The following is a 12,632-nucleotide window of genomic DNA, read 5'->3' as shown; positions in this document are numbered from 1 at the left end:
TTCAGGCGTTGGCCTCGCGTGGTGCATGCCCGAGCGCAACGGACAGCTTCTCCACCAGGCCGATCGCCGCGTCGGCGATGACGGTGCCCGGAGGGAAGATCGCCGCGGCACCCGCCGCGTAGAGCTCGTCGAAATCGCCGGGCGGGATGACGCCACCGACGACGATCATGATGTCCTCGCGCCCGACGTCGGCCAAGGCCTGTCGCAAGGCGGGCACCAGCGTCAGATGGCCCGCCGCCAGTGACGACACTCCGACGACATGGACGTCGTTGTCCGCTGCCTGCCGGGCAACCTCCTCGGGCGTCTGGAACAACGGACCGACGTCGACGTCGAAGCCGATGTCGGCGAACGCCGTGGCAATGACCTTCTGGCCTCGGTCGTGTCCGTCCTGCCCCATCTTGCACACCAGAACACGAGGACGACGGCCCTCGTCCTCGGCGAACTGTTCGACCAGCGCGGTGGCGCGGGTGATGTTCTCGGATTTACCTGCCTCGTCGCGGTACACACCACTGATTGTCCGGATTTCCGCCTGATGGCGCCCGTAGACCTTCTCCAAGGCGTCGGAAATCTCACCGACGGTGGCCATCTTGCGGGCGGCATCGATGGCGAGAGCCAGCAGATTGTTCTCCATGCCCGGCTGGTCCGACGCTGCGGCCCGAGTCAGGTTCGCCAGTGCCGCCTCGACCTCGGCAGTGTCCCGCTCGGCACGAAGACGCTCGAGCTTCTCGATCTGCTCTTTTCGCACCTTCGAGTTCTCGACCTTGAGTACCTCGATGGTGTCGGGCTCGTCGGGCACGTACTTGTTGACGCCCACCAGCGGCTGTCGGCCGGAGTCGATGCGCGCCTGGGTACGAGCCGCCGCCTCCTCGATGCGCAACTTCGGAATGCCTTCGCCGATGGCCTGCGCCATGCCGCCCGCTTCCTCGACCTCCGCAATGTGTGCGCGAGCCCGATTCGCCAGCTGATGGGTGAGCCACTCGACGTAGTGCGACCCGCCCCACGGATCGATCGGCCGAACGGTGTTGGATTCCTGCGCGATGAGTAGCTGAGTGTTGCGGGCGATACGGGCCGAGAAGTCGGTCGGCAACGCCAGTGCCTCGTCGAGCGCGTTGGTGTGCAGGGACTGCGTATGGCCCTGGGTCGCGGCCATGGCTTCGACACAGGTGCGGGCGACGTTGTTGAACACGTCCTGTGCGGTCAGCGACCAACCCGACGTCTGCGAATGAGTGCGCAGGGAACGGGATTTGGCACTCTTGGGCTCGAATTGTTGGACGAGCTCGGCCCACAGCAGCCGCCCGGCGCGGAGCTTGGCAACCTCCATGAAGAAGTTCATTCCGATGGCCCAGAAGAACGACAGTCGCGGCGCGAACGTGTCGATGTCCATGCCGGCGTCCAGGCCGGCTCGGATGTACTCGACACCGTCCGCGAGGGTGTAGGCGAGTTCGAGATCGGCTGTGGCACCGGCTTCTTGGATGTGGTAGCCGGAGATGGAGATCGAGTTGTACTTCGGCATTTTCTCGCTGGTGTACGCAAAGATGTCCGAGATGATGCGCATCGACGGCTTCGGCGGATAGATGTAGGTGTTGCGCACCATGAACTCTTTGAGGATGTCGTTCTGGATGGTGCCGGCGAGTTTCTCCGGCCCGACGCCCTGCTCCTCCGCGGCGGCGACGTACAGCGCCAGAATTGGCAGCACCGCTCCGTTCATCGTCATCGACACCGAGACGCTACCGAGGTCGATACCGTCGAACAGCTGTCGCATGTCGTAGATGGAATCGATTGCCACACCGGCCATTCCGACGTCACCCTGCACTCGCGGGTGATCGGAGTCGTAGCCCCGGTGCGTGGCCAGATCGAACGCCACCGACAGGCCTTTCTGCCCGGCCGCGAGGTTGCGGCGGTAGAAGGCGTTGGACTCGGCTGCGGTGGAGAATCCGGCGTACTGGCGAATGGTCCACGGTTGGTTGACGTACATCGTGGGATACGGCCCGCGGAGGAACGGCGGGGCACCCGGATAGCTGTGCAACGGGTAGCCCTCGGCCTCGGCGGCGTCCCGGTCTGCCTCGGTGTACACCGGCTTGACGTCGATGCCCTCGGGAGTGGACCACACCACCTGCTCGGGGGTGTAGAAGTTCGCCTTGGCACCGTTCTTCACGTGTGTGGCCACGTCCTCCGCAGACGGCGGCGACGGCGTCGGCTCGTCGGGATCGACCAGCGGTACGTCGGCGAAACTGCCGATGGTGTGCGAGATTCGGTTCTCGTCGGTACTCACTTCGAGGCTCCCAGCGTGTCGAGAAGTTCGGTCAGCACGGCGACGGCGTCGACCTTGGCGGTCAGGAATCCGTCGGGACGGGACGGGCCGTCGACGCCGGCGAAGATCTTTTCCGGGCCGGCGAGCAAAACCCGCGAGACCCCTGCTGCACGCAGAGCGTCCACGGCAGTAGCGGCCTCGTCGCCGTAGCGCTTGTCGGTTCCGCACACCACGGCGATCGAGGCTCCCGACGCTTCGACAGCACCGGCGACAGCGTCCACGCCCAGGGGGCCGGGGTTGACCGCTTCGATTCCCCCCGACGCCAACAGATTGGACGCGAAGGTCGTCCGGACGTTGTGCTCGGCGACGGTCCCCAACGGGACCAGTAGCACCTGGGGCCGCGAATCATGTTGGGCCAGATAAGAATCCGATCGATCTCTGAGCGACTCGAATGCCCGGCCGTACCGATACACGGGTGCCGAGCCGGCAGGCTGCGTCTGCTCGGGAGTCAGGGGGGCCTCGGCCAGATTGGGAAACTCGTTGACACCGGTCAGCGGAGTGATGCGATGCGCGATGTCGGAATCGCGCTCTGCACGGGTCTTCTCGATGTCGGCGACCAGCGAACCGTCCGCGGTTGCTGCAGCGAATCCGCCCGAAGCCTCGACGCCCCGGAAGAACTCCCACGCCGTCGCGGCAACCGCAGCCGTGAGTTCCTCGATGTACCACGAGCCCGAACCCGGATCCAGAACCCGACCCAGATGGGCTTCCTCCAGCAGGAGCAACTGAGTGTTTCTCGCGATACGGGCAGCGAACGTCTTGGACACTCCGGCGGCGCCACCGTTCAGTGCCGCGTCGAACGGCAGCACCGTCACCGAATCCGCACCACCCACTCCGGCCCCGAACGACGCAAGAGTGGTACGCAGCATGTTCACCCACGGATCGCGCTGAGACATCATCGCTTCCGACGTCACCGCATGCTGAGGAGCATCACCGGCGTCGGGCGCACCGCACACCTGCGCAATCCGTGCCCACAGAATGCGAGCAGCGCGAAACTTGGCGATGGTCTGGAACTGGTCGTCGGTTGCTGCGAATCGAAACTCGATCTGGCGCAAAGCATCCGAGACGGCCACACCGTTCTCGGTCATCGATCGGACGTACTCGAGCCCGGCCGCGATCGACGCACCCAGTTCCTGCGCATCCGACGCACCGAGATTATGGAACACGGTGCCGTCGACGGTGATGGCACGCATCGACTCGGCGCGGTCGATGCACGCGCGGGCCAGGTCGAGCGCCTCGGCCATCTCTATGGATTCCGTGCCTGCCACTGCAGCAGTGAGAGTGTCCACTCCGAGTCTGACGTCGACGGCGGCGCGATCGTCGATTTCTGCCGCATCGAGAACGTCGAACAGTGCCGTCGCTGCCGCGCGAACATCCCTGCGGGCATCGATCGTCAACGGGGCCAGCTCGAGCAGTACGCCACGGAGAGCCTCCGACAGATCCGACGGATCCAACCCACGCGACCCCACCGTCAACCAGAGCGCACTGGTGCCGTTGGCGAGCGAATCGAGGATCTGACCGTTCAGCGCGGGCACACCGTCACGAACGTCGGAACCGTGACGCGTGCACACCTTCCAGCCCGCGTTGACGTCCCGATGCGGATCACGCCCCCGCAGGTACGGAAACTGCCCCGGCAACGGACCCTCGGGGCGCTCGTCGAACGCGGTGTACAGCGGAGACACCGTGATTCCGTCGTACGTCGTGGAATCGAGAAGATGTTCGGGATCGGCAGGCAGATCGGCCACATCGACCCGGCGAGACTTGGCCAGGACCCCGGCCACCGCCTGCTGCCAGGCCGCGTGGGCACTGCGTGCGGCATCTTCGTGCGACGCGATGGACACGTGTGCTGCTCCCTCGGTTCGGCGGGCAGTCCTACACCCGACTTGAAGTGATGCTAACCCCACCTACATGCAGGCTATCGTGAGGATCACCTCACGTTCGGTGACCCACGCCGCAGGCTCCGCTCCCGAACCGTCTGGTCACTCCGCAGGCTCCGCTCCCGCCCCCTTTCGATCACTCCGCAGGCTCCGCTCCCGCCCCCTTTCGGTCACTCCGCAGGCTCCGCTCCCGCCCCCTGGGTCACTCCGCAGGCTCCGCTCCCGAACCGTTCTGTCATCTCACGCCGGTACTCTTGCCTCTCGTGACCCGGCACCTGCGCGACCTTCGTCTGATCGCGCTACTGGCGGTGATCGTCGTCCTGGCTGTCGTTGCGGTGTTCGCCCCGCATCCGAGTGTCGAGCAGATGCGCCAGTGGGGCACCTCGGTCGGTCCTGCGTTTCCGCTCGTGTTCTTCGCCGTCCATGCACTGGTGACCATTGCACCCATTCCCAGAACCCTGTTCACATTGAGCGCCGGAGTGCTGTTCGGGCCATTCACCGGTCTGGCGGTGACGATCGGCGCCTCTACGGTCAGCGCGGTCCTCGCCCTGCTGTTGGTTCGGGCGATCGGGCGAGAAGCCGTGGCGGCGCGAATGTCGCATTCAGCTCTCGACTCTGTCGACGAGAGCCTGCGCCGACGAGGGTGGCTCGCGGTCGGCTCTCTGCGATTGATCGCCCCGGTGCCTTTCTCTCTGGTGAACTACGCCTGCGGTGTGTCGGCGGTTCGGCTTGTCCCCTTCGCTCTGGCCACTGCCGCCGGCATGCTGCCCGGCACCCTCGGGATCGTGGTGATCGGTGGAGCAATCGGCGGGCAGACCCATCCGGTACTGCTGGTGCTGTCCGGGATCTGCATTGCGATCGGCGTGAGCGGGTTGTTCGTCGACTGGCGTTTGTCGCGGACTCGTGAGGCCGCATCGGCACCGGAGAACAGGCGTCAGGGCGAGAACCTTGATTCGGGACAATCAAGCCTGGAAGCTTGACTTGATCAAATCAACGCTCTAGCCTTGTCGCATGTTCGTGATGACCGTCGACCAGCGTCGCAGCAGACGTGACATCGATCGCGTGCCCGATCTACTGGACCGGTATCGCGATTTCGATCTGATCCGCCCGTTCGAACGCACCGCAGGCGACGAGGTCCAGGCCGTCTGTGAGGACGCAGCAACCGTCGTCGCGATCGCCCTCGACCTGGTGGCGACGCCACATTGGAGCGTGGGAATCGGCGTCGGTTCGGTCGAGCTTCCGTTACCCGACACGACGCGCGCCGGCCGGGGCCAGGCATTCGAGGCTGCCCGAGACGCCGTCACCAGAGCGAAGAATGCGCCTGCTGCGCTCGCCGTCACCGGACCCGAGCCGGAAGCGGCCGAGGACGCCGAAACCGCATCGACCTTGGTTGCCATACTCGTCGCTCGTCGCTCGGACCAGGGCCGAGAGGCGGTTGCGCTCATGGCAGAGGGAATGTCGCAGACCGACGCGGCCGAAAGGCTCGGTATCAGCAAACAGGCTATGTCGCAACGACTTTCCGTCGCCGGCTGGCACGTCGAAAATGCCGGCCGCACCCTTGCCGCGAGGTTGTTGAACGCGGCTGACGCGACAGGAAGTCACACGTCATGATCGTCGTCGCCCTCGTTCTTCTGGCTCTGACGGCAGGTGTCGCCCTCGTCCCGGCCGGCGACCGCATCAGGCTGTGGGTCCCCACTGTGGCTGCCTCGACTCTGCTCACCGCAGCCGCTGTGCTTGCCACGCTCGCCGGGCCGGCACACGGCGTCGGTCATGCAGTCGGAGTCGTCCTGAGCGTTGCCGTGGCCGCCGTCGGCGGCACTGCCGTGGTGCCGAGCGTCTTTCGCGTCGCCAGACGACAGAACGACTCGACCGACGACGAGCCGGTCGAGCCGCTGCGTGGAGGGTTGACGATAGGAATTCTCGAACGTGTAGCGGTTGCGGTATCCATTCTCACCGGCTGGCCCGAGGGAATCGCCATCGTACTGGCGGTCAAAGGACTTGCGCGCTACCCCGAACTGCGCGAATCCCACGCCTCCGAACAGTTCATCATCGGCACCTTCGCCAGCGTTCTGTGGGCACTGGCGGCAGCGGGCGTGGGATTCGCGATCAATTCGTGATCAGCGCGCTTCCGGTTCTGCCTCGGGAGATGCCGACAGGGCACCGATATCCATACCCTTGGACAGCTCCGGAGATGCGGCCAACGACGTGTCCACCGGCTTACGGGCCACCGCCTCGGCGGCCTTGACGGCTTCGGCGACAGCCGGATCGGTCTTGGTCTCGAACCACTCCGCAACCTCGTCCGAGTCGTCCTCGGGTTTCGGCTCGTTGCCCGCGGACTCGTTGGGCTCGTATCGGAACACCCCGTCCTCGCCTGGGGCTCCGAGGGTCTTGGCGAACCCTTTGAGAGCGTCGCCGAAATCGCTCGGGATCATCCACACCTTGTTCGCGTCGCCCTGCGCCATCTGAGGCAACGTCTGCATGTACTGGTAGGCCAACAGTTCTGGAGTGGGCTTACCCGCCTTGATGGCACCGAAGACCTTCTCGATGGCCTTCGCCTGCCCCTGCGCCTCGAGGTACTTCGCGGCGCGATCACCCTGAGCCCGCAGAATTCTGGACTGCCGCTCACCCTCGGCAGTGAGGATGGCCGCCTGCTTACCGCCTTCGGCAGCGAGGATTCGACTCTGCTTGTCGCCCTCGGCTGTCTTGATCGCCGATTCACGGTGCCCCTCGGCCGTGAGAATGGTCGCGCGCTTCTCGCGGTCGGCCTTCATCTGCTTCTCCATCGATTCCTGAATCGAGGGTGGCGGGTCGATGCTCTTGAGCTCGACGCGGGCGACTCGAAGACCCCACCGACCGGTGGCCTCGTCCAGCACCACTCGGAGCTGACCGTTGATCGAATCACGGGACGTCAGAGTCTCTTCCAACGTCATTCCGCCGACGACGTTACGCAGCGTGGTGGTGGTCAACTGCTCGACACCGACGATGTAGTTGTTGATCTCGTACACGGCCGACTGTGGATTGGTCACCTGAAAATAGACGACGGTGTCGATCGACACCGTCAGGTTGTCCTTGGTGATGACCGGCTGCGGCGGGAACGAGACGACCCGTTCTCGCAGATCGACTTTCGCACGGATGCGATCGACGAACGGGACGAGGAACGTGAGCTGACCGGACACGGTACGCGTGTACCGACCGAGTCTTTCGATCACTGCTGCCTCGGCTTGCGGGACGATCGAGATGGACTTGGCCATCAACACGGCGACGAACGCAACGATGACGGCCAGTGCTATGAGTGCTTCCACTGGCTTTACGGTCCCTTCCATACGACGGCGGTGGCACCGTCGATTTCCATCACGGTCACGGTGGTACCGGGGGCGTAGACCTCTGTCTCGTCCAACGGACGCGCGGTCCACACCTCGCCACCGAGTTTGATCTGGCCTTCGTGCGCAGTGACCTGTTCGAGCACGACTGCGCTCTTACCGGTGAGAGCCGCAACCCCCATCGGGGTGTCCGGCGGATGTGCGAAGCGCCGCAACAAGATCGGACGCAGACCCAGAACCAACGCCAACGACAACACGCCGAAAACGATTGCGTCTGCCCATACCGGGAAGTCGGTCAACGCCGACACCCCGGCGGTACCGAGCGCACCGCCGGCGATCATCAGTAGGAAGAAGTCCCCCGTCAGTGCTTCGGCACCGGCAAGCACAACCGCCGCTATGAGCCACAAGATCGCTGCCACAAGCTCCATCCTGGCACGAATCGGACATCCGCCGACGGATCAGCTGGTCGTAACAGCTACTCGGTGACGAAATCGACCAACTGTTCGACGGCACCGATCAGTGGAGCCTCCAGATCTCGGAAGCTCGACACCGACGAGTACACCCGCCGCCATCCTTCCTGCGGAGTTCCCCAGCCCAGCTCTCGACAGATTCCGGTCTTCCAGTCCTGACCGCGCGGAATCTTCGGCCACGCCGCAATGCCGACCGCCGACGGCTTGACGGCCTCCCACACGTCGATGAACGGATGGCCGGTGACGAGAACGTGTTCGCCCAACGATCTGGTCATCTTCGATTCCTTGGACCCGGTGACCAGGTGGTCGACCAGGACCCCGACGCGACGGCCCGGGCCGGGGCCGAAATCGGCCAACCGCTCCCCCAGATTGTCCAGGCCCTCGAGATGTTCGACGACCACGCCCTCCACTCGAAGGTCGTGTCCCCACACGCTTTCCACCAGGGCCGCGTCGTGCACACCCTCGACCCAGATACGGCTGGCACGAGCCGTCCGGGCTCGCAGGCCCTCGACCTTGGTGGATCCGGACGCCGATCTGGTCGGTTTGGCCGCGGTCGCGGGCTTCGGGCGGACCAGCGTCACCCGGCGGCCGTCGATCAGAAATGCGGCCTCGCGCAGGGCGAACAGTCGCGTCGTTCGGGCGCCGTCCTCGAGTCGGACGAAATCTCCGTCGTATGTGCGCTCGAAGCCGACCACAGCACCGCAATAACCCGAACCTGCGTCCTCGACCACCATGCCGCGCTCGGCCGGCACCTCCGGTGCCGGAACCTTCCGCATGCGACTGTGCCCTTTGAGAATGTCTCCGCCGTACATGTCGTTCACGGCGACCAACGCTAGCGATACCGGCGTCCCGAGCACGGTTCGCCACGCCGACCTATGCTCGTGAGTCGTGTGTTCTCCGAGTGCAAGTCTTGCCCTGTGGGCCGGTTCCTGGCTGGCCGGTGCCGGTTCGCCGGACGACGTCATCGACGCGATGTCCGAGTGGGCACCGATGCATCTGGTCGGTGCCGGTGACAACGAAGCAGCAACGACGTACGGGCTGCGCTTTCCGGGCTACGCAGAGGGCATCGCCGGGGCGCTCGCCGCGGTCCGAACCGCCGCGAACGCAGGACCCTCACCCGCAGCCGGGGAGGAACGGATACGTCTGGTGCTGCCCGCAGCGGGTGCGGTGGCCGAACTGCCGGCCCGGACAGAATTCTCTCGTGCAGCGATCGGTGCCGAGCAGGCGGTGATGATCGGTACCCCGGGCTCCGCCGGAATCGGGGTGGTACCCGTCGTCGAGGGCCCCGACGTGCTGCGCTGGACCGTGTATTCGATCGACGTTCCCTCTCACGCCCACCGAGATCGAGGTCTCGGTGAGGCCGAGTACGAGATGCGCGAGGCCGTGCGCGGCGCGGCGGATGCACTCGCACAGATGCAATCGCTCCCCACCCGCACTCTCGAGGCCGACCCGCGCACTCGCATCGCCGAGCTGATCGCCGACGCTGCACGGCACCGCTATCCCCCCGAGATGTCCGAACGCGCCTTCCGAGTGCTCGAATCGGCCGATCGGGTCGCGGCCATCCTCACCGTCGCCGCCGGATCGGCTCCCTCGGAGGCACCGACTGCCGCCGCAGCGGCCGCCCGAGAAGAACTCGTCCGGCCGCTGTGGGCCGCCGTGCGCACGGCCCGGACCATCGCCGTGGCGACGAGCATCGGTGCCTCGATGCAGTCGGCCCGATGACCGACAGGACCGACACGTAGCGGTCCTGTCGGGGCTGGGCCGCGAGACAGGCAAGAGGCCACCCGTCAGGCAGGAGCCGCCAGTCAGGCAGGTGCCGTCGCAGGCCGCGATGGACGCGTCGGCTGCTCGCAACATCCGACGGCACATCGATTGCCGTCGAGGGTGGATCCGTAGCCGGGAACGCTGCCGAGTCCTCGGCACGTCCCGCCGACGCGATACTCGTCCACCAGCTCCCTGATCATCTTCGGGAATCGAGCATCGGAACCGGGCGTACCCACGCGGGCGAAAGCCATCCCGAGTTCACGGGCCTTCTCCTCGGCTTCGGTGTCGAGATCCCACACCACTTCGAGGTGGTCGGACACGAAACCGATCGGGCACACGATCACCGCGTCGACGGACTTCTCGGACAGTGCTTCGAGATGATCGCAGATGTCGGGGTCGAGCCACGGAACCTGCGGTGGTCCGGAACGAGACTGCCACACCAGATCGTATTCGGTGCTGCCGGATGCGGCCGCGACCAGACGCGACGCCTCCGCAACCTGCCGGCTGTACAGGTGGCCACCATCCGCGGGTGGGCCTGCATTGGCGTCGGCTGCCGACGGAATGGAATGCGCGGTGAACACCAGCCGCGCTCCTGCCCGATGCTCCTCTGGCAGCGACCTGCGCGCGGCATCGACGGCCTCGGCGAACGCCTCGACCATCAACGGGTGGTCGTAGTACTGACGGATCTTGAGCAAATGCGGGGCGTCGTCCCCCACGGACGCACGGGCCCTGGCGATGTCCTCGTGGTACTGCCTGCACCCGGAATACCCGCCCCACGCGGAAGTCGGAAAGACGAGCGCGGAGCGGACGCCGTCCGCCTTCATCGTCGCAACGGTGTCCTCGACCATCGGATGCCAATTGCGATTGCCGAAGTAGATCGGCAATTCGATTCCGGCCGAATCGAACTCGGCCTGCAGTGCGGCGATGATGTCGCGATTGAGTTCGTTGATCGGTGACACGCCACCGAAGTGCATGTAGTGCTCGACGACGGCGTCGAGACGCTCGGGCGGCACACCACGTCCGCGAGTGACGTTCTCAAGAAACGGGCGAACGTCGGCGGGCTTTTCCGGTCCGCCGAACGAGAGCACCAACAGTGCGTCGAAATCTCCAGGGGTGGTCATGAATCCATTGTGCCCCTGTCGCAGCAGGGCTGCGGCAGGGGCACAATCGGTCGACGAAACCTACGGTGAGCGAGCCCACGTCGGACTCCGCTCACCGACGTGTCACATGTTTTCGGGCAGGTACGTGTTGTGGCTCGCTCCGCCGTCGACGTACACGATCGACCCGGTGGTTCCGGGCAGCCAATCCGACAGCAACGCGACGATCGACTTGGCGACGACGGTCGGATCGTTGACGTCCCATCCGATGGGAGCGGCACCGTCCCAGTACACGTTCAGCTGGTCCATCTTGGCCGCATCGCCGGTCGCGGTGCCCGCAATCGCCTTGGCGGCAAGAGTCCTGATCGGTCCTGCTGCAACGAGATTGGAGCGGATACGCTTGGCTGCGCCCACTTCCCGTGCCACGTAACGATTCACCGACTCGAGAGCAGCCTTGGCTACGCCCATCCAGTTGTAGTAGGGCATCGACGTCCGCGGATCGAAGTCCATTCCGACGATCGAGCCACCCTCGTTCATGACCGGCAGCACGGCACGCGCGAGAGATGCGTAGCTCCACGCCGAGATCTCGAATGCCCTCGCCGCGTCGGGGCCGGGGCCGTCGAGGAACGGCTTGGCATCCGGGCCCATCAGGGTGCGAGGTGCGAATGCGATGGAGTGCAGAACTCCGTCGATACCCTCCGGCGCTACTTCACGAATTCGGTCCGCCAGCGCGGCGAGGTGCTCCTCGTTGGTGGCGTCGAGCTCGATCGCCGGGGGCACCTCCTTGGGCAGCCGCTGCGCGATGCGGTCGATGAGCCGCAGCCGATCGAACCCGGTGATGATCACCTTGGCACCCTGCTCCTGCGCCATGGCCGCGGCGTGGAACGCGATCGACGCGTCGGTGATGATGCCGGTGATGAGAATGGTCTTGCCTTCGAGCAATCCGCCCATAATGCTACGTCCTTAATTCGGAGGTGAGTATCTATCGAAATCGTTGTGCGAGAGGGTTTCTCAGTGCCCCATGCCCATGCCGCCGTCGACGGGAATGACAGCACCGGACACGTACGACGAGTCCGGTCCCGCAAGGAAACTCACGACTGCTGCAACGTCCTCGGGCTGACCGAGACGCTGAAGTGGAATGTATTCCTTCGCCTTGCCGCGCAAGTCGTCCGACAACTCTGCGGTCATGTCGGTTTCGATGAATCCCGGTGAGACGACGTTCGCCGTGATGGACCGCGAACCCAACTCCCTCGTGATCGACCGGGCCATGCCGATGACTCCGGCCTTCGACGCCGCGTAATTGATCTGCCCCGGCCCGCCGGCCATCGCGACAACGGAACTGAGGAAGATCATCCGACCCCAGCGCGCGCGCAGCATGGCCCGGTTGGCGCGTTTGGCGACTCGGAAGGCTCCGGTCAGGTTCGCATCGATGACCCGCTGGAACTGCTCCTCGGTCATACGCATCAGCAGGGTGTCGTCGGTGATGCCCGCGTTGGCGACGAGTACCTCGACAGGTCCGTGCTTCTCCTCGACCTCCTTGAAGGCCGCGTCGACCGAATCGGAGTCGGTGACGTCGCAGACGACCCCGAGCAATCCGTCGGGAGCCCCGGATCCGCGGTGGGTGACGGCCACCTTGTGTCCGTCGTCACTGAGCCGTTGGGCGATGGCCAGACCGATACCCCGGTTACCTCCGGTGACGAGTACCGATCGCGCGATGAAGTCAGGTGTGGACATGCCTAGCAACCTATCTGTTCGTCCTGGAATGACAAAGCGAAACTTACTGGTGAGTAATAACA

At 65.1% G+C, this 12,632-nt stretch carries 12 protein-coding genes; 4 read left to right on the top strand and 8 right to left on the bottom strand.

Annotation, left to right across the window (positions count from 1 at the left end; translation table 11 throughout):
* Position 1: 1 nt before the first annotated feature.
* Positions 2-2,272 (bottom strand): methylmalonyl-CoA mutase, encoded by a 2,271-nt coding sequence (scpA, locus tag CH281_RS13565; protein WP_032365779.1) that lies wholly within the window; start codon positions 2,270-2,272, stop codon positions 2-4.
* On the bottom strand, positions 2,269-4,149 hold the full coding sequence (mutA, locus tag CH281_RS13560; protein ID WP_032408272.1) for a methylmalonyl-CoA mutase small subunit: 1,881 nt from the start codon (positions 4,147-4,149) through the stop codon (positions 2,269-2,271). The genes scpA and mutA overlap by 4 nt, the downstream gene beginning before the upstream one ends.
* A 299-nt stretch (positions 4,150-4,448) precedes the next feature.
* On the opposite strand from mutA, the gene CH281_RS13555 reads away from it, so the two are divergent.
* Genes CH281_RS13555 through CH281_RS13545 form a run of 3 tightly spaced genes read left to right on the top strand, consistent with a single transcriptional unit; the run spans position 4,449 to position 6,302 of the window.
* A complete protein-coding gene (locus tag CH281_RS13555) occupies positions 4,449-5,165 on the top strand; it encodes a TVP38/TMEM64 family protein (RefSeq protein ID WP_027497045.1) in 717 nt (238 codons plus the stop codon).
* 31 nt (positions 5,166-5,196) lie between these two features.
* Positions 5,197-5,796, top strand: a complete 600-nt coding sequence (locus tag CH281_RS13550) for a hypothetical protein (RefSeq protein ID WP_027497044.1) — start codon at positions 5,197-5,199, stop codon at positions 5,794-5,796.
* Positions 5,793-6,302 (top strand): hypothetical protein, encoded by a 510-nt coding sequence (locus tag CH281_RS13545; RefSeq protein WP_027497043.1) that lies wholly within the window; start codon positions 5,793-5,795, stop codon positions 6,300-6,302. The genes CH281_RS13550 and CH281_RS13545 overlap by 4 nt, the downstream gene beginning before the upstream one ends.
* Here CH281_RS13545 and CH281_RS13540 read toward each other — a convergent pair whose 3' ends face one another.
* From CH281_RS13540 to CH281_RS13530, 3 genes are read right to left on the bottom strand one after another with little or no spacing between them, the layout of a single operon-like run.
* Positions 6,303-7,487 carry an SPFH domain-containing protein gene (locus tag CH281_RS13540; RefSeq protein ID WP_027497042.1) on the bottom strand — a complete coding sequence of 395 codons (1,185 nt, stop codon included), beginning with the start codon at positions 7,485-7,487 and terminating at the stop codon, positions 6,303-6,305.
* A gap of 5 nt (positions 7,488-7,492) precedes the next feature.
* Positions 7,493-7,924 carry an NfeD family protein gene (locus tag CH281_RS13535; RefSeq protein WP_027497041.1) on the bottom strand — a complete coding sequence of 144 codons (432 nt, stop codon included), beginning with the start codon at positions 7,922-7,924 and terminating at the stop codon, positions 7,493-7,495.
* Positions 7,925-7,980: 56 nt separating this feature from the next.
* Positions 7,981-8,787 carry a DUF3097 domain-containing protein gene (locus CH281_RS13530; protein ID WP_032365846.1) on the bottom strand — a complete coding sequence of 269 codons (807 nt, stop codon included), beginning with the start codon at positions 8,785-8,787 and terminating at the stop codon, positions 7,981-7,983.
* 76 nt (positions 8,788-8,863) lie between these two features.
* Here CH281_RS13530 and CH281_RS13525 point away from each other — a divergent pair, with 76 nt between their 5' ends.
* Positions 8,864-9,697, top strand: coding sequence for a hypothetical protein (locus tag CH281_RS13525; RefSeq protein ID WP_027497039.1), 834 nt, complete (start codon positions 8,864-8,866; stop codon positions 9,695-9,697).
* 83 nt (positions 9,698-9,780) lie between these two features.
* On the opposite strand, the gene CH281_RS13520 is transcribed toward CH281_RS13525, so the two are convergent.
* From CH281_RS13520 to fabG1, 3 genes are all read right to left on the bottom strand, one after another.
* On the bottom strand, positions 9,781-10,860 hold the full coding sequence (locus tag CH281_RS13520) for a ferrochelatase (RefSeq protein ID WP_032372450.1): 1,080 nt from the start codon (positions 10,858-10,860) through the stop codon (positions 9,781-9,783).
* A 102-nt stretch (positions 10,861-10,962) separates the two neighbouring features.
* Complete coding sequence (gene inhA / locus CH281_RS13515; protein WP_027497037.1) at positions 10,963-11,787, bottom strand: NADH-dependent enoyl-ACP reductase InhA; 825 nt, start codon at positions 11,785-11,787, stop codon at positions 10,963-10,965.
* Between the two features lie 60 nt (positions 11,788-11,847).
* Positions 11,848-12,570, bottom strand: a complete 723-nt coding sequence (fabG1, locus tag CH281_RS13510) for a 3-oxoacyl-ACP reductase FabG1 (RefSeq protein ID WP_032372451.1) — start codon at positions 12,568-12,570, stop codon at positions 11,848-11,850.
* Positions 12,571-12,632 lie beyond the last annotated feature (62 nt).

Origin of the sequence: Rhodococcus sp. 06-221-2 (assembly GCF_002258365.1) — a bacterium.
Lineage (GTDB): Bacteria > Actinomycetota > Actinomycetes > Mycobacteriales > Mycobacteriaceae > Rhodococcoides > Rhodococcoides fascians.
The sequence above is the reverse complement of the archived record's forward strand: the minus strand, read 5'-3'. Positions and strand labels throughout refer to the sequence as shown.

What these genes read in the sequence shown, in the direction of transcription:
- CH281_RS13550 (WP_027497044.1), top strand. Translation starts at nt 5,197, where the DNA reads ATGTTCGTGATGACCGTCGACCAGCGTCGCAGCAGACGTGACATCGAT.
- CH281_RS13545 (WP_027497043.1), top strand. Translation starts at nt 5,793, where the DNA reads ATGATCGTCGTCGCCCTCGTTCTTCTGGCTCTGACGGCAGGTGTCGCC.
- CH281_RS13530 (WP_032365846.1), bottom strand. Translation starts at nt 8,787, where the DNA reads ATGTACGGCGGAGACATTCTCAAAGGGCACAGTCGCATGCGGAAGGTT.
- CH281_RS13520 (WP_032372450.1), bottom strand. Translation starts at nt 10,860, where the DNA reads ATGACCACCCCTGGAGATTTCGACGCACTGTTGGTGCTCTCGTTCGGC.
- inhA (WP_027497037.1), bottom strand. Translation starts at nt 11,787, where the DNA reads ATGGGCGGATTGCTCGAAGGCAAGACCATTCTCATCACCGGCATCATC.
- fabG1 (WP_032372451.1), bottom strand. Translation starts at nt 12,570, where the DNA reads ATGTCCACACCTGACTTCATCGCGCGATCGGTACTCGTCACCGGAGGT.